The sequence below is a fragment of the Mesorhizobium sp. M0001 genome (assembly GCF_040324255.1).
Classification (GTDB): Bacteria; Pseudomonadota; Alphaproteobacteria; order Rhizobiales; family Rhizobiaceae; genus Mesorhizobium.
Map to the genome: position 1 here is coordinate 124768 of NZ_JAMYVS010000009.1, position 16112 is coordinate 140879.

Sequence of the window (16112 nt, forward strand, 5' to 3'; positions counted from 1 at the left end):
CCGGGTGGCGCTGCCGAGGTCGGGTTGGCTGAGGGATTAACCCCCGTAGACGTCGAAGGCGAAGTACTTGTCGTTGATTTCCTTGTACTTGCCGTTGGCACGCAGGGCGTCGATGGCGGCATTGAACTTGTCGGCCAGTTCCTTGTTGCCCTTTTGCAGGGCGATGCCGACGCCGGGTCCATGAATGGCCGGATCAGCGGTGAGCGTGCCGAGCAATTTGCAGCAGGCGCCATCGGGCTTCTTCAGCCATTCGGTCAGGATGATCGAGCCGTCCATCATCGCGTCGAGCCGGCCATTGGCCATGTCGGTGCGGGCGTCGTCGCCGGTCGGATACGCTTTCACGGTCGAGCCGGAGTATTTCTGCTCGGCGAAATTCTGGTGGATGGTTGCGCTCTGCACGCCCAGCACCTTGCCCTTCAGATCGTCCGGCGATGTGCCGGCGATGGTCGAATCCTTCGGCACGGCGATGGCCGGCGGCGTCTGGTAATATTTGTGGGTGAACTCGACCTTCTCGGCCCGTTCCGGCGTGATGGTGATGTTGATGATGGCGTCGAACTTGCCGGCCTGCAGCGCCGGAATGGAACCATCGAAATCCTGTACGGAGAATTCGCACTCGGCCTTCATCTCGGCACACAGCGCCTTGCCGAGGTCGATGTCGAAGCCGCCCAGCGTGCCGTCCGAATTGGCATAGTTGAAAGGCGGATAGGCGCCCTCGGTCCCGATCCTGAGTTTCTCGGCGGAGGCAGCACCGGTCCCAAGCAGCAGGGCGGCGGAAGCGGCAAGCACGAAACGACCGAAAAGACGCATGTTCCTGATCTCCGTTGACTAAGCAATTCCAGGGAAGGTGTTGGCGGTTTCCCGTCCGGAATTGCGCGAAAACAAGGATAGAAGTCTATGGTCTTTTGCAGGCCCCACGGAGACGGAAACGACATGCTCTGCGGCGATCACGGCGCGGCAAGCCGTCCTTCCCCAGGAATCTTACTGTGATCTAAATTACAGACCGATCATGGACATGGGCGCATGCTCAGCTGGAAGTAGACGGTCGTGGGAGGGACCTGGGGATGGACCAGCAGGAATTCGTGCAGGAAGCCGCGCAGCGGCGCATAGACGACGACATCGCCAAGCGCATCAAGGTTCACCAGGCCAACATCGAGCGGCTCGAAACCGCAAGGGAAAGCGCCGGCAATCTCGAGGCGGCCGTCGCCAACCGGCCGCTGGTGATGCTGGCGCAGGGCGATTCCTGGTTCGACTATCCGCTCACCGGCAACGGCTTTCCGTTCGTCGACACCGACGTGATCGCGCAGCTGCGCCGCATCGGCTCGATGCCGCCGACCATCCTCAACCTTGCCCATCATGGCGATGCGGCGACCGACGAGATGTCGCTGCCCAAGCAGCAGCGCATGATCGCCGCCCTGCGCAACAAGGCCAACTGGCTGGACGGCAAGCCCGATGCCATCCTGTTCTCTGCCGGTGGCAACGACATTGCCGGCGACCAGTTCTGCATCTTCCTCGACTTCAATGACGGCCACGCCCCCGGGCTGAACAAGAACCGCTTCACCAAGGCGCTCGGCATGGTCGAGGCCTGCTATCTCGATTTGTTCGCGCTGCGCGACCGCGTCGCGCCAGGCGTGCCGATCTTTGGCCATTGCTATGATTTTCCGATCCCGAACGGAGCGCATCCGTCCTGTGTCGGCCCGTGGCTGAAACCGTCGCTCGATTTCTGCAACTGGACGGTCGCCAAGGGCACGGTCATCGTTCACGACGCGCTGGCGGCGTTCCGCGATGTGGTGAAGCGCCTGGCCGACGATCCCAACAACAATTTCCATCTGGTCGACACGCAGGGAACGTTGAAGGTGGCCGACTGGGCCAACGAACTGCATCCCGATCCCGCCGGCTTCAAGAAGATCGCGCAAAAATTCGCCGATGCGCTGAAGGCCAAGCTGCAGACCTGACGCGGCTCGGGCCTGTCGGCTGTCAGGTTCCGAACAGCTCTTTGGCTTGTTCAACGGTGTAGTAACCAAGCCTGATGTCTTCGGCGACCAGTTTCGGGTCGCGCTCACGCGGATCGCCATAGCCGCCGCCGCCCGGCGTGCCGACGCGCACGCGGTCGCCGGCCTTGAGCGCGATGTCCTGTTCCTTGGACAGATGCGGCGGCACATGTGCCTCGCCGGCGCGGAACACGGTCACCGTGTTGACCGCGCCGTCCCTGCCGCCGAGCGCGCCTTGCGGGCCGAAACGGCCATGGTCCATGACGAAGGACGCGCGCGCTTCGCCTCGCAAGATCTCGACCTCATAGGCGAGGCCGAAGCCGCCGCGCTGCTTGCCGGCGCCGCCCGAGCCTTCGCGCAAGGCATAGTGGCGGTAGAGCACAGGAAACGCCTGCTCCATGATCTCGACCGGCGGCGATTTGGAAATGCCGATGGTAGAGCAGCCATTGGTCAGCCCGTCATGGCCTGAATTGCCGCCATAGCCGCCGCCGGAGATCTGATACATCACATAGTCGCGGCCGCGCGCCGGATCGTTGCCGCCCAGCGCGAAATTGCCGCTGGAGCCGGCGGGTGCAGCCGTCACCTTTTCCGGCAGCGCCTGCACCATCGCCGCGAACACCGCCTCGGCGATGCGCTGCGAGACTTCAGCCGCGCAGCCCGAGACCGGCCGTGGGTATTTGGCGTCGAGGAACGTGCCTTCCGGCCGCTTGACGATCAGGGGCTCGAAGGCGCCGGCGCTGATCGGTACATCCGGGAAAATATGGCGCATGGCGAGATAGACCGACGACAAAGTCGTCGCCAGCACGCTGTTCATCGGCCCGGCACAGGGTTTTGACGAACCGGTGAAATCGAAGGTCAGCGTGTCGCCCTTCTTCTCCACCGCGAGCGCGATGGTCAGCGGCTCGTTGACCACGCCGTCCGAGTCGACAAAGGCCTTCGAGCTGTAGGTGCCGTCGGGAATGGCGGAGATGTTGGCGCGCATCTGCTCGGCGGCGCGGCGACGCAGTTCGGCGATCGCCCCGACGACGGTTTCGTCCCCGTAACGATCGAGGATTCCATTGAGCCGGTCCTGACCGATCAACAGTGCCGCGGCTTGCGCCCTTATATCGCCGATGCGCTGGTCGGCGACGCGGATGTTGGAGCAGATGATGGCGTAGATTTCGGAGTCGAGCACGCCCTTCTTGAACAGCTTGACCGGCGGCAGCCGCAGGCCTTCCTGCTCGACGGCTGTGGCGGAGGCGGAGAAGCCGCCCGGCACCGAGCCACCGATATCGGGCCAGTGGCCGGTATTCGATAGCCAGCAAAATATCTTGCCGCCGCGGTAGACCGGCATGGCGAAGCGCACGTCCATCAGATGCGTGCCGCCGAGATAGGGATCGTTGACGATGTAGATGTCGCCGGGTTCCGGCGGCAGGCAGCGGCCGTCGGCGATCATCTCGATCACCGTTTTGGTCGAATACTGCATGACGCCGACGAACACCGGCAGGCCCTGGCTGCCTTGTGCGATCAACGAACCATCGACGGCCGAGTAGATGCCGTCGGAGCGGTCATTGGCCTCGGCGATGACAGGCGAGAAGGCAGCGCGGGAGAAAGTGAGATCCATCTCGTCGCAGACCTGCTGCAAGGCTGCCTGCAGGACCGAAAGCGTGATGGCGTCGAGCTTTTGCATCTCAGGCCTCGCCGATATCGATGATGATGTTGCCGTCGGCGTCCGATCTTGCGCGGTCGCCGGGTTCGAGCACGGTGGTGGCGTCCATCTGTTCGAGGATCGCCGGCCCTTGGATAACGGCATCGAGCGGCAATTTTTCGCGTGCGTATATCGGCGTATCGTGCCAGCGTCCGGCATACCAGACCGGCCTTGTCTCGCGCAGCGCCTCGTCTAGCGTCTTTGTACGTCCGGCCGGGTCGATCAGCCGTGACAGGTCGATTGCCGGCCGCACGCCCGTCACCGACGTGTTGAGGTTGACCAGATTGGCGCGGATCTCCGGCAACTCGACCTTGAAGCGGGCGAAATAGGCTTTTTCGAACAGCGCCTGCAACTCGTGCCTTGTCACCGATGAAGACGGCAGCGCCACGTTGATGATGTGGGTCTGGCCGACAAACTGCATGTCGGCAGAGTGCGTAACGCGGATCGTTTCCGGCTTCACCGCTTCCTTGCCGATCAGTTCCTCGCCTTCCCCGCGGTGACGTTCCAGCACCTCGCGAAGCCTGGCTTCATCGAGCACGGCGACCGGCTGGTTGATGGTGTTGACGAAGTCATGGCGCAGATCGGCCACGACGCAGCCGAGCGCATTGGTGATGCCCGGACGCGCCGGCACCAGCACGCGGGGCAGGCCGAGTTCGCGCGCCAGGGCGGAGGCATGCAGCGGCCCGGCGCCACCGAAGGCGAACAGCGCGAAATCGCGCGGATCATGGCCGCGCGACACCGAGACCATGCGGATGGCGCCGGCCATCTTCATGTTGCCGAGGCGCAGCACCGCGCCCGCCGCTTCGACGCCGGAGAGGCCGGCGGCCTTGCCTATTCTGTCTTCGAAGATACCGGTGACCCGCTCGACGGTGACCGGATTTTCGACCGCCAGCAGCTTCTTCGGCGCCAGCCGCCCGAGCACCAGATTGGCGTCGGTGATGGTCGGCTCCAGGCCGCCGCGGCCGTAGCAGATCGGGCCGGGATTGGCGCCGGCACTTTCCGGGCCGATCTGGATCAGGCCGGCGGCATCGACCCGGGCGATGGAGCCGCCGCCGGCACCGACCGTATGCACCGCCACCATCGGCACATGGATCGGCATCGCATATTCGATCTCGATCTCGTTCGAGACGGCGGGCTCCGCATTCCGGATCAGCGCCACGTCGGTCGAGGTGCCGCCCATGTCGTAGGTGACGAGGTTTTCAAAGCCGGCGCGCTTGCCCGTATAGGCGGCCGCGATGACACCCGAAGCCGGGCCTGACATCACGGTCTTGGCCGACTCGCGCGTGACGAAGCGGGCCGAGATCATGCCGCCATTGCCGTTCATGATCAGGAAGTCGCGGGCATAGCCTTTGGCGGCCAACTCCCTGCGCAGCCGCTCGACATAGCGCTCGAGGATCGGCTGCACCGAGGCGTTCACCGCGGCGGTCACGCCGCGCTCGAATTCGCGGGCTTCCGACAGCAGCGCATGGCCAGTCGTGATGTAGCCGTTCGGCCAAAGCTCGGCGGCGATTTCGGCGGCGCGCCGCTCATGCCCAGGGTTGGCGTAGGAATGCAGGAAATGGATGACGAGGGACTCGCAGCCGGCGACGATCAGCGTCTTCACGGCGTCGCGCATCTCGGCCTCGTCGAGCGGCGTGCGCACCGCGCCCGACGCCTCGACGCGCTCCGAAACTTCCAGCCTGAGATCACGCGGGATGATCGGAACGAAGCTTCCGGTCATGCCATAGGGCTGCGGCCGTGTGCGGCGGCCAAGCTCAATCACGTCGCGAAAACCGCGCGTGGTGATCATGCCGGTTTTCGCCAGCCTGCGTTCCAGAACCGCGTTGGTCGTGGTGGTCGTGCCATGCACGATGAGGTCGATGCCGTCTATGGCAAAGCCTGTGGCGCCCAGCGCTGAAACCACGCCGAACGCCTGGTTGTCGACCGTCGTCGGCGTCTTGGCGATATGCACCTTTCCGCCGTCATTTCCGTCGATCAAAATGAGGTCGGTGAAGGTTCCGCCAACATCGATGCCGGCAACGACGTGACCCAGGGAATCCGGTTGTTGCACCGAAAAATTCTCTTTCATTGTCGAAATCCGAAATGGCGGAACTACGAATATGCCGCAGTTTGGAAAGCTGTTTTAGCGTGGTATCTTGACACAAATATCGTTTGTATACTAATAAATCTGAGACACAAGAGCTCACTGCTTTGGAGTGTGTGAACGGCACGCCGGGACCTGAATGGTCTGGGCGCGCAGGAAACGGTTTGGCGCCCGCACAGGCGTGGGCAAGACAGAGTTGGATTTGATGAACACCACATCCGCACTCAACACCGCCGGCGCCCGTCCGCTGCAGTTCCCGATTCCGGCCAACGTCTATGCCGAAACCGTCGTCTCGGTGAAGCATTACACCGACCGTCTGTTCTCGTTCCGCATCACCCGTCCGCAGTCGCTGCGCTTCCGCTCCGGCGAGTTCGTCATGATCGGGCTGCCCAATGCCGAAAAGCCGGTGTACCGCGCCTATTCGGTGGCAAGCCCGGCCTGGGACGAAGAGCTGGAATTCTTCTCGATCAAGGTGCCGGACGGCCCGCTGACCTCCGAACTGCAGAAGATCCAGGTCGGCGACACCGTCATCATGCGCCAGAAGTCGACCGGCACGCTGGTTGTCGACGCGCTGACCCCGGCAAAGCGCCTGTTCATGATCTCGACCGGCACCGGCATTGCGCCCTTCGCCAGCCTTCTGCGCGACCCCGATACCTACGAAAAATTCGATCAGGTCATCCTGACCCACACCTGCCGCGACAATGCCGAACTGACCTATGGCCAGGAACTGGTGGCCGCGCTCGAGAACGATCCCCTGATCGGCGAACTGACCGGCGGCCGCGTCACCCTCTACAATTCGACGACCCGCGAAGAGTCGGCGCGCATGGGCCGCATCACCGCGCTGATCGGCTCCGGCAAATTCTACGACGACCTCGGCATCGAGAAGCTCAATCCGGAGACGGATCGCATTATGATCTGCGGCTCGATGCATATGCTGAAGGACGTCAAGGAAATGGCCGAAAGCCTCGGCTTCCATGAGGGCTCGCTCAGCCATCCCTCGACCTTCGTCGTCGAGCGCGCTTTCGTCGGCTGACATCAGCCGGCGCCTCGGCGCCACGTCTTGAATTGACGTTTTGACCATGTGGTCAAAATTCAGCTGCTTTTGCCGCCTTTTTCCGTTATGAGCCCTTGAAGGACTCGTGAAGCATCGATTCACGGGCTATCTTCGGTGTGTGTCGCCCAAGTCCGGGAGCAACGACACGCACCACGACGTAAAATCGTCGAGCGAAAGGGCAGGAGATGAGCAGCACAATCCGCGAAGCCGATCTCGGCGGGTCCAAGGTCACGCCGCTGCCGGCGCGTGCCGCAGCCAACACGCCCGTGCCGCAAAGCCACGGTATTGCCCGCAACACCGGCATGCGGCTCGATCTCGGCTTCATGGAATCGGTGCGCTCGGTCAACCGCTCGGCGCTGGAACGCAGGGTCGCCAGCCTCACAAAGCGGCGCTCGATCAAGGCTGACAACCAGGCCGCCTGGCTGCTGCGCGCGGTCTCCTGCATGGATTTGACGACTCTGAATTCCAACGACACCGAAGAGCGGGTGCGCCGCCTATGCGCCAAGGCGATCAACCCGTTCCGCCGCGACATCGTCGAGGGGCTTGGCATCGAGGGCGAAAAAATCCGCCCGGCGGCGGTCTGCGTCTATCATCCATTCGTCGCGACGGCTGTTGATGCCGTGCGCGGCACCGGCATCCATGTCGCCGCCGTCTCCACCGCTTTCCCGCACGGCCTTGCGCCGTTGTCGACCCGCCTGCAGGAGATCGAGGCATCGGTGCGCGACGGCGCCGACGAGATCGACGTCGTCATCCCGCGCGGCCTGGTCTTCGGCGCCAAGTGGCAGGAGCTCTACAACGAGATCGTCTCGATGCGCGAAGCCTGCGGCGATGCGCATCTCAAGGTCATTCTCGGCACTGGCGACCTCGCCACGCTGCGCAATGTCATGCTGGCCTCGATGGTGGCGATGATGGCCGGCGCCGATTTCATCAAGACCTCGACCGGCAAGGAAAGCGTCAACGCCACGCTGCCCGTCGGCCTTGCCATGGTGCGCGCCATCCGAGCCTATTTCGAGGAGACCGGCTTTCTCATCGGCTTCAAGCCGGCCGGCGGCATCTCTACAGCCAAGGCTTCGCTCGACTGGCTGGTGCTGATGAAGGAGGAGCTCGGCCGGCCATGGCTGGAGCCAGACCTGTTCCGCTTCGGCGCCTCGAGCCTGCTGACCGATATCGAGCGCCAGCTCGAGCATCATCTGACCGGGCATTATTCGGCCAACCACCGCCACGCAATGGCGTGAGGCGGGTGAAGGCCTTGAACGCCGAGTTTTTTCGCGCCCCCCTCTGTCCTCCCGGACATCTCCCCCACCTGGGGGGAGATTGGCTATCATTGACGATTTCGCCAGTCGTCGACGTTTCGGAGCCGACAGGCGCGAATGCTGATCTCCCTCCTTGTGGGGAAGATGTCCGGCAGGAAGGAGGGGGGCGCCACAGAGCGCCTGCCAAGAAGATTATCTGGAGCGCGTCATGAACATTCTCGAACGCTATCACGCCATGGAATACGGCCCGGCGCCGGAAGCCCGCACCGAGGCCGATGCCTGGCTTGCCGGACGCGATTTCGGCAAGGCGCTGTTCATCGATGGCGGCTGGAAGGCGGCCGCCAGCGGCAAGACTTTCGAGACCAGCGAACCCTCCTCCGGCAAGCTGCTGGCCAAGATCTCCGATGCCGGCGCCGCCGATATCGACGCAGCCGTCGCCGCAGCCACCAAGGCCTTACCGAAATGGTCGGCATCCTCGGGCTACCAGCGCGCAAAAGTGCTTTACGCCATTGGCCGCGCGATGCAGCGTCATCAGCGCCTGTTCGCAGTGCTTGAGTCAATCGACAACGGCAAGCCGATCCGCGAAAGCCGCGACATCGACGTGCCGCTGGCCATCCGCCATTTCATCCATCATGCCGGCTGGGCACAGGCGCTGGACAAGGATTTCCCAGGCCACAAGGGTGTCGGCGTCGTCGGCCAGATCATCCCATGGAATTTCCCGCTGCTGATGCTGGCATGGAAGATTGCGCCGGCGCTCGCCGCCGGCTGCACGGTGGTGCTGAAGCCGGCCGAGTTCACGCCGCTCACCGCCATCCTGTTTGCCGAGATCTGCGAGCGTGCCGGCGTGCCCAAGGGCGTCGTCAACATCGTCCAGGGCGGGCCGGAAGCGGGCGTCGCCATCGTCAACCATCCCGGCATCCAGAAGATCGCCTTCACCGGCTCTTCGGAGGTCGGCAAGATCATCAGGAAAGCCACGGCTGGATCGGGCAAGAAGCTGTCATTGGAGCTTGGCGGCAAATCGGCCTTCATCGTCTTCGAGGACGCCGATCTCGACAGCGCCGTCGAAGGACTGGTCGACGGCATCTGGTTCAACCAGGGCCAGGTCTGCTGCGCCGGGTCACGGCTTCTGGTGCAGGAAGGCATTGCCGATGCCTTGATCGCCAAGGTCAAGGTCAGGATGAGCCGGCTTCGCGTCGGCAGCCCGCTCGACAAGAACACCGATGTCGGCCCGCTGGTCGACGCCACGCAGCTCGACCGCGTCAAGGGTCTGGTCGCCGAAGGCGCCAGGCAGGGCGCCGTCTGCTGGCAGCCCGATGCGGTGCTGCCGTCTTCCGGCTACTACCACCTGCCGACGCTCGCCACCGGTGTTTCGCCGGCAAACATACTGGCGCAGGAAGAGGTGTTCGGTCCGGTTCTGGCCACCATGACCTTCCGCAACACCGAGGAAGCGATCGAGCTTGCCAACAACACGCGCTATGGGCTGGCCGCCTCGGTGTGGAGCGAAAACATCAACCTCGCGCTGCATGTCGCTCCGCAATTGAAGGCCGGCGTCGTCTGGGTTAACGGCACCAACATGTTCGACGCCGCCTGCGGCTTCGGCGGCTATCGCGAAAGCGGCTTTGGCCGCGAGGGCGGGCGCGAGGGCATGTTCGAATATCTCTCGGCAAAACTGCCGCTCGGCCCGGTGATCAAGCCGACGGCGTCTTCGGCGCAGCCCGTCGAGCAATCGGATGGCGGCGCCATCGACCGCACGGCCAAGCTGTTCATTGGCGGCAAGCAGGTGCGTCCCGATGGAAATTACTCGGTTTATGTCGCCACTGCCAGGGGCAAGCTGGCCGGCGAAGTCGGTCTCGGCAGCCGCAAGGACATCCGCGACGCCGTTGCCGCCGCCCGCGCCTGCAAAGCGTGGCCGGAGGCGACCGCCTACAATCGCTCCCAGGTGCTATATTATCTCGCCGAAAATCTGTCCGGCCGTGCCGGCGAGTTTACCGCACGCTTGACCGAACTGACCGGCGCCAACGCCAAGGCCGCGCGGGAGGAAGTGGAACAATCGATCGAGCGCCTGTTCCTCTATGCCGGCCTTGCCGACAAGTATGAGGGCAGGGTGCATCAGCCACCGGCCCGCGCCGTCACGCTCGCTTTGCACGAGCCGGTCGGCGTCGTCGGCATCGTCGCCCCGGACAGCGCGCCGCTGCTCGGCTTGATCTCCCTGATCGCACCTGCGCTTGCCATGGGCAACACGGTAGTGGCCGTGCCGTCGGAAAAATACCCGCTGCTTGCCACCGATCTCTACCAGGTGATCGAATATTCCGACGTTCCGGCAGGCGCCATCAACATCGTCACCGGCCGCACGGCGGAGCTTGCCGGCGTGCTGGCCAAGCATGACGATGTCGACGGGCTCTGGCTGTTTGCCGATGCCGACACTTGCGCCAAGGCGGAGGCCGATTCCGTCGGCAATCTCAAGCGCGTCTGGACCGGCAACGGCAGCAGCCTCGACTGGGCGTCCGACGAGGCCGCCGGCGATGCCCTGCTGCGCCGCGCCGTCGAAGTGAAGAACGTCTGGGTGCCATACGGCGACTAATGCCGCCTGAAGCGCGCTGTGCTTGAGTGAACCATGGCAGCGTGACTCGTTGTCCGGTTGTCATACATGTTGTTGCATCAGAGCAAGCGATGTGCATTACATCAGCCGTCGCGAAGGTGATCGCGTTCGGGCTTGACGCTTGGACATGTGTTCTTTAACCAGAAAAAACATTTGTTATGGACTGATGGATTGTGCAGGGCCGCATAGTCGCGCCTGTCTGGCACGGGACGCCCCAGTCAGCCGGCAGTAAATCGGGCCGAGCAGTGGCCAAAGAGGGCGAGGAGAAACGCATGGCGGATCTGGCAGGCAAGGTCGTTGTCGTCACCGCGGCGGCACAAGGCATCGGCAGAGCGAGCGCATTGGCCTTCGCCAAGGCAGGTGCCATCGTGCACGCCACCGACATCAACGAGGCGCTGCTGGCCGAACTCGCCAAGACCTCCGGCATCAAGACCCGCAAGCTCGACGTTCTCAACGACGATGCGGTGGCATCCGGCTTCGCCGAAATCGGCCGCGTCGACGTGCTGTTCAACTGCGCCGGCTTCGTCCATTCCGGGTCCATCCTCGAGATGAAGGACGCCGATCTCGATTTCGCCTTCAACCTCAATGTCCGCGCCATGATCCGCACCATTCGGGCCGTACTGCCCGGCATGCTGGAGCGCGGCGATGGCTCGATCATCAACATGTCGTCCGTCGCCGGCGCCGGCAAGGGTGTGCCCAACCGCTTCGCCTACGGCGTCACCAAGGCGGCCGTGATCGGTCTCACCAAGGCGATTGCCGCGGACTATGTCGCCAAGGGCATTCGCTGCAACGCCATCTGCCCCGGCACCGTCGAGAGCCCGTCGCTACAGGACCGCATGCATGCGCAGGGCGATTACGAGGCGGCCCGCGCGGCCTTCATTGCCCGCCAGCCGATGGGCCGTCTCGGCACGCCCGAGGAAATCGCCGACCTTGCCGTCTACCTCGCCGGCGCCACGTACACCTCAGGCCAGGCCTATAATATCGACGGCGGCTGGTCGATCTGAGCAATAGCCTCGATCCGCAGGTCCAGGCTCGAACAGTTCTAAAGTCCGGCTTGCCCTAGGTCGGGTCCGATAGCCAGAGTCCACCCAGTCATCGCTTGGCGGAACGAGTTTTGAAAACGGCCTTGGGCCGCAATTTGGAGAGCAAGATGAAACTGCTGCGCTATGGCGAGATAGGGAGCGAACGCCCCGGCCTGCTCGATGCGGATGGAACGATCCGCGATCTTTCGGGTCATGTCACCGACATTGCCGGCAAGGCGCTCGATCCGGCGTCGCTCGAGACATTGTCGAAGCTCGATCCGAACTCGCTGCCAGCGGTTTCCGGCAAGCCGCGCCTCGGCGCCTGCGTCGCCGGCACGGGCAAGTTCATCTGCATCGGCCTGAATTATTCCGACCATGCCGCCGAAACCGGCGCCACCGTGCCGCCGGAGCCGATCATCTTCATGAAGGCAAGCTCGGCCATTGTCGGTCCCGACGATGACGTGCTGATCCCGCGCGGTTCGGAAAAGACCGACTGGGAGGTTGAACTCGCCGTGGTCATCGGCAGAAAAGCCAAATATGTCAGCGAAGCCGAGGCGCTGGATTATGTCGCCGGCTATGCCGTTGCCCATGACGTGTCCGAGCGAGCCTTCCAGGCCGAGCGCCAGGGCCAGTGGACCAAGGGCAAGAGCTGCGACACGTTCGGTCCGACCGGGCCGTGGCTTGTCACCAAGGACGAGGTTGCCGATCCGCAGAACCTCAAAATGTGGCTGACGGTCAACGGCAAGACGATGCAGAACGGCTCGACCAGGACCATGGTCTACGGCGTCGCCTATCTCGTTTCCTATCTCAGCCAGTTCATGTCGCTGCATCCTGGCGACATCATCTCCACCGGCACCCCGCCCGGCGTTGGGCTGGGCATGAAGCCGCCGGTGTTCTTGAAGGCTGGCGATGTGGTGGAACTGGGCATCGAGGGGCTCGGCCAGCAGAAGCAGACCTTCAAGGCGGATGTTTAGCCATCTCTTCTCTTGAGCGTTTCACCGTTTGGCGGCGAAACGCTCAATCTCTTTGTTTCCCCGGCGGCTGGCGCCTCTTGTCAGCGCCAGCCGAGAGCCGGCGCGACGTGCTTCAGGATCGCCTCGATGACGTGGGCGTTGTACTCGACGCCGAGCTGGTTGGGGACGGTCAGAAGCAGCGTGTCGGCCTCGGCGATCGCTTCGTCCTCTTTCAGCTGATCGATCAGCACATCGGGCTCCGCGGCATAGGAGCGGCCGAAGACGGCAAGCTTCTCAGGCTCGATATAGCCGAAATGATCTTCGCTGCTGCCGCCGCCGAAATAGGCGCGGTCGCGGTCGTTCACTAGCGCAAAGATGCTGCGGCTGACCGACACGCGCGGCTCGCGCGCATGGCCGGCCTCCTTCCACGCCGCGCGATAAGCGCGGATCTGTTCGGCCTGCTGGATGTGGAGCGGCTGGCCGCTCTCATCGAACTTCAGCGTTGAACTTTGCAGGTTCATGCCGAGCTTGCCCGCCCATTCGGCGGTGGCGTTGGTAGCGGCGCCCCACCAGATCCGGTCGCGCAGGCCGGCCGAGAACGGCTCGAGCCGCAGCATTCCCGGAGGATTGGGGAACATCGGCCGCGGATTGGGTTGCGCGAAACCTTCGCCGCGCAGCACGTCCAGGAACACCTCGGCATGGTTGCGCGCCATGTCGGCATCGCTTTTGCCGTCCTGCGGCACGTAGCCGAAGTAGCGCCAGCCGTCGATCACCTGCTCCGGCGAACCGCGGCTGATGCCAAGCTGCAGCCGGCCACCGGCGATCAGGTCGGCAGCACCCGCATCCTCGGCCATATACAGCGGATTCTCATAGCGCATGTCGATGACGGCGGTGCCGATCTCGATGCGGCTGGTGCGGGCGCCGACCGCGGCCAGAAGCGGAAATGGCGAAGCGAGCTGGCGGGCAAAATGATGGACGCGGAAATAGGCGCCGTCCGCGCCCAGCTCCTCGGCGGCGACGGCCAGGTCGATCGACTGCAGCAGCGCGTCGGAAGCCGAGCGCGTCTGCGATTGCGACGAGGGCGACCAATGGCCGAAAGAAAGAAGGCCGATCTTCTTCATGCGCGCATCCTGTTCTTTGATTCCAGTTGCCTACTTCGTCGCCCACGCGATCGGGTTCAATCGACACTCACACAACGCAGTGTCAATGCCGCCGGCCCTTGACGGTTTCGCGACGATACCCATCGGTGCGCAAAGGACCAAGGCCATGGTCCCCGGCGATGCCTTGCGCGACCGCGTCAGCATCTGCCGCGGCGCTTTTGGGGCCAAATGAACCAACCAAAGGCGATGTACCGCAAACTCCATTCGCTTCAGAGCCCGGTTTTGAAATCTTCTCGCTCATTTAATTCTACAAAATCGGTAGGCTTAATGCGGATAGTGCGTTTGCGAGAAGGAGCCTCGGATGTCAAAAAAGCTGGTGGTGGGGTTGTCCGGCAACCTGACCCGTCCGTCCAAGACGAAGGCATTCGTCAGCCACATCGCCGGTGAGGTGGCGAGCCGGGCCGGCTCGGCTTTGAGCGTTTTCGACATCGAGGATCTCGGCCCGTCCTTTGCGCCTGCAAGACAGCTTGGCGATCTCGATCCGGCGGCGCGCGGTATTATCGAGCAGCTGCTCGGCGCCGACGTGCTGGTGGTCGGCTCCCCGACCTTCAAGGGCAGCTACACCGGGCTGTTCAAGCACTTCTTCGACCTGCTCGACCCGTCGTCGCTGCGCGGCAAGCCGATCATCCTGGCGGCAACAGGCGGCGGCGAGCGTCATTCGCTTGTCGTCGAACACCAGTTGCGGCCGTTGTTCGGCTTCTTCGAGGCGCAGACCCTGCCGACCGCGATCTACGCCTCGGACAAGGACTTTGCAGATGGCGTGCTGGTGTCAGAGGCAGTCAAGGCGCGAGCCCGGCAGGCGGTCGCCGAAGCATGCCGGGTGGCCGGCGTGCCCTACAGCGTCGTCCTTGCCGCCTGAAACCACGATCCGCGACGCAATATTCCATCCCGCATAGACCAGAAGGACGCCTGCAATGACTCGAGCCAGCAAGTCCGATAGCAGGCCGCGGCAGATCAAGCTCGGCGCTTTCCTGCCCGGCGGCGGGCAGCATATCGCCGCCTGGCGTCATCCCGATGCGCCGGCCGACGGCGCCACCAATTTCGAGTTCCACAAGCAACTGGCGCTGACCGCCGAGCGCGGCCTGTTCGACGCCTATTTCCTGGCCGACAACCTGACCGTCGGCCTCGGCGCCCGCGAGGGCGGCAACGCCAAGATCGCCGGCTTCGAGCCGGTGACGCTGTTTGCGGCGCTGGCGCCGCTGACGACGCATCTCGGCTTCATCGCAACGGCGTCCACCACTTATGAGGAGCCTTACACGCTGGCGCGCAAATTCGCTTCGCTCGACCTGTTGTCGAACGGCCGCGCCGGCTGGAACGTGGTGACCTCGGCCGGCGACGAAACGGCACGCAATTTCAACCGCGACGTCCAGCCCAGCCATGCCGAGCGCTATGCCAGGGCGCATGAGCATGTCGAGACGGTCAAGGCGCTGTGGGACAGCTGGGAGGATGACGCCTTCATCCGCGACAAGCAGTCGGGCCGTTTCTACGACAAGGACAGATTGCACGACATCGACCACAAGGGCGAGCATTTCAACGTCAAGGGTCCGCTCAACGTGCCGCGCCCGGTGCAAGGACATCCGGTTGTCGTACAAGCGGGGCAGTCGGAAGACGGCCGTGGGCTTGCCGCGCACTCGGCCGAGGTCATCTTCACCGCCCATCAGAAGCTCGAGACGGCGCAGGAATTCTACCGCGACATCAAGGCGCGCGTGGCTGAAGTCGGCCGCGATCCCGACCAGGTGCTGATCATGCCGGGCGTCGCGCCCTTCGTCGGCCGCACCGAGGACGAGGCCCGTGCCAAATACCAACAGCTTAACGACCTTATCCTGCCCGAGGACGGTGTCGCCCTGCTCAACGGGCTGGCCGGCCAGACGCTCGACATCAGGGGCTATCCGCTCGACGGCCCGTTGCCGCCGAGCAAGGAAACCGAAGGCATGAAAAGCCGCCAGGCGCTGATCCGGCAGATTGCCGACGAGCACAATTTCAGCATCCGCCAGCTTTACCAATGGGTAGCGACGGCGCGCGGCCACTACACCATCGTCGGCAGCGTCACGCAGGTCGCCGATCAGCTGGAGGAATGGTTCACCAGCGAGGCGGCCGACGGCTTCAACATCCTGCCGCCCTGGCTGCCCGGCGCGCTCGACGATTTCGTCGACCTGGTCATTCCCGAGCTGCAGCGGCGCGGCCTGTTCCGCACGGCTTACGAAGGCCGCACGCTGCGCGAGAATCTCGGCCTCAGGCGCCCGGAAAATCCATGGACCGTCGCCCGCTCGACCGTCCTTGCCGCCGAATGACCTTGGCATCGAAGGGGTGAAG

12 protein-coding genes are annotated in these 16112 nt (G+C 63.8%); 8 read left to right on the forward strand and 4 right to left on the reverse strand.

The genetic code is table 11. From position 1 onward, the window contains the following. Positions 1-36: 36 nt before the first annotated feature. Entirely contained in the window at positions 37-807 is a 771-nt protein-coding gene (locus tag NKK50_RS23360; protein ID WP_023683553.1) for an ABC transporter substrate-binding protein, read from the reverse strand. A 254-nt stretch (positions 808-1061) separates the two neighbouring features. Here NKK50_RS23360 and NKK50_RS23365 point away from each other — a divergent pair, with 254 nt between their 5' ends. Further along, positions 1062-1952, forward strand: a complete 891-nt coding sequence (locus NKK50_RS23365) for an SGNH/GDSL hydrolase family protein (RefSeq protein ID WP_023671297.1) — start codon at positions 1062-1064, stop codon at positions 1950-1952. 22 nt (positions 1953-1974) lie between these two features. Here NKK50_RS23365 and NKK50_RS23370 read toward each other — a convergent pair whose 3' ends face one another. Then, a complete protein-coding gene (locus tag NKK50_RS23370) occupies positions 1975-3657 on the reverse strand; it encodes a hydantoinase B/oxoprolinase family protein (RefSeq protein ID WP_023834785.1) in 1683 nt (560 codons plus the stop codon). A 1-nt stretch (position 3658) separates the two neighbouring features. Next, positions 3659-5743 carry a hydantoinase/oxoprolinase family protein gene (locus NKK50_RS23375; RefSeq protein ID WP_352543911.1) on the reverse strand — a complete coding sequence of 695 codons (2085 nt, stop codon included), beginning with the start codon at positions 5741-5743 and terminating at the stop codon, positions 3659-3661. A gap of 220 nt (positions 5744-5963) precedes the next feature. Here NKK50_RS23375 and NKK50_RS23380 point away from each other — a divergent pair, with 220 nt between their 5' ends. The 5 genes from NKK50_RS23380 (at position 5964) to NKK50_RS23400 (ending at position 12660) form a co-directional block, all read left to right on the forward strand. Next, positions 5964-6791, forward strand: coding sequence for a ferredoxin--NADP reductase (locus NKK50_RS23380; RefSeq protein ID WP_023671300.1), 828 nt, complete (start codon positions 5964-5966; stop codon positions 6789-6791). A 206-nt stretch (positions 6792-6997) separates the two neighbouring features. Then, a complete protein-coding gene (deoC, locus tag NKK50_RS23385; RefSeq protein WP_023689207.1) occupies positions 6998-8047 on the forward strand; it encodes a deoxyribose-phosphate aldolase in 1050 nt (349 codons plus the stop codon). Positions 8048-8273: 226 nt separating this feature from the next. Beyond that, the gene (locus NKK50_RS23390) at positions 8274-10646 is read left to right on the forward strand and encodes an aldehyde dehydrogenase family protein (protein ID WP_023732652.1); all 2373 of its coding nucleotides are present in this window, start codon (positions 8274-8276) and stop codon (positions 10644-10646) included. A gap of 290 nt (positions 10647-10936) precedes the next feature. Further along, positions 10937-11668 carry an SDR family oxidoreductase gene (locus NKK50_RS23395; RefSeq protein WP_023671303.1) on the forward strand — a complete coding sequence of 244 codons (732 nt, stop codon included), beginning with the start codon at positions 10937-10939 and terminating at the stop codon, positions 11666-11668. 146 nt (positions 11669-11814) lie between these two features. Continuing rightward, positions 11815-12660, forward strand: coding sequence for a fumarylacetoacetate hydrolase family protein (locus tag NKK50_RS23400; RefSeq protein ID WP_023671304.1), 846 nt, complete (start codon positions 11815-11817; stop codon positions 12658-12660). Positions 12661-12740: 80 nt separating this feature from the next. Here NKK50_RS23400 and NKK50_RS23405 read toward each other — a convergent pair whose 3' ends face one another. Continuing rightward, complete coding sequence (locus NKK50_RS23405; protein WP_023671305.1) at positions 12741-13760, reverse strand: LLM class flavin-dependent oxidoreductase; 1020 nt, start codon at positions 13758-13760, stop codon at positions 12741-12743. 340 nt (positions 13761-14100) lie between these two features. Here NKK50_RS23405 and msuE point away from each other — a divergent pair, with 340 nt between their 5' ends. Together msuE and NKK50_RS23415 are read left to right on the forward strand one after the other, a co-directional pair. Beyond that, complete coding sequence (gene msuE / locus NKK50_RS23410) at positions 14101-14658, forward strand: FMN reductase (RefSeq protein WP_023683545.1); 558 nt, start codon at positions 14101-14103, stop codon at positions 14656-14658. A gap of 55 nt (positions 14659-14713) precedes the next feature. After that, the gene (locus NKK50_RS23415; RefSeq protein ID WP_023834787.1) at positions 14714-16090 is read left to right on the forward strand and encodes an LLM class flavin-dependent oxidoreductase; all 1377 of its coding nucleotides are present in this window, start codon (positions 14714-14716) and stop codon (positions 16088-16090) included. Positions 16091-16112: the final 22 nt, after the last annotated feature.

Bases quoted from the DNA above. Each gene is read 5' to 3' on its own strand.
- NKK50_RS23365 (WP_023671297.1), top strand. From the start codon at position 1,062: ATGGACCAGCAGGAATTCGTGCAGGAAGCCGCGCAGCGGCGCATAGAC.
- NKK50_RS23380 (WP_023671300.1), top strand. From the start codon at position 5,964: ATGAACACCACATCCGCACTCAACACCGCCGGCGCCCGTCCGCTGCAG.
- NKK50_RS23405 (WP_023671305.1), bottom strand. From the start codon at position 13,760: ATGAAGAAGATCGGCCTTCTTTCTTTCGGCCATTGGTCGCCCTCGTCG.
- NKK50_RS23375 (WP_352543911.1), bottom strand. From the start codon at position 5,743: ATGAAAGAGAATTTTTCGGTGCAACAACCGGATTCCCTGGGTCACGTC.
- NKK50_RS23360 (WP_023683553.1), bottom strand. From the start codon at position 807: ATGCGTCTTTTCGGTCGTTTCGTGCTTGCCGCTTCCGCCGCCCTGCTG.
- msuE (WP_023683545.1), top strand. From the start codon at position 14,101: ATGTCAAAAAAGCTGGTGGTGGGGTTGTCCGGCAACCTGACCCGTCCG.
- deoC (WP_023689207.1), top strand. From the start codon at position 6,998: ATGAGCAGCACAATCCGCGAAGCCGATCTCGGCGGGTCCAAGGTCACG.
- NKK50_RS23390 (WP_023732652.1), top strand. From the start codon at position 8,274: ATGAACATTCTCGAACGCTATCACGCCATGGAATACGGCCCGGCGCCG.
- NKK50_RS23415 (WP_023834787.1), top strand. From the start codon at position 14,714: ATGACTCGAGCCAGCAAGTCCGATAGCAGGCCGCGGCAGATCAAGCTC.
- NKK50_RS23400 (WP_023671304.1), top strand. From the start codon at position 11,815: ATGAAACTGCTGCGCTATGGCGAGATAGGGAGCGAACGCCCCGGCCTG.
- NKK50_RS23395 (WP_023671303.1), top strand. From the start codon at position 10,937: ATGGCGGATCTGGCAGGCAAGGTCGTTGTCGTCACCGCGGCGGCACAA.
- NKK50_RS23370 (WP_023834785.1), bottom strand. From the start codon at position 3,657: ATGCAAAAGCTCGACGCCATCACGCTTTCGGTCCTGCAGGCAGCCTTG.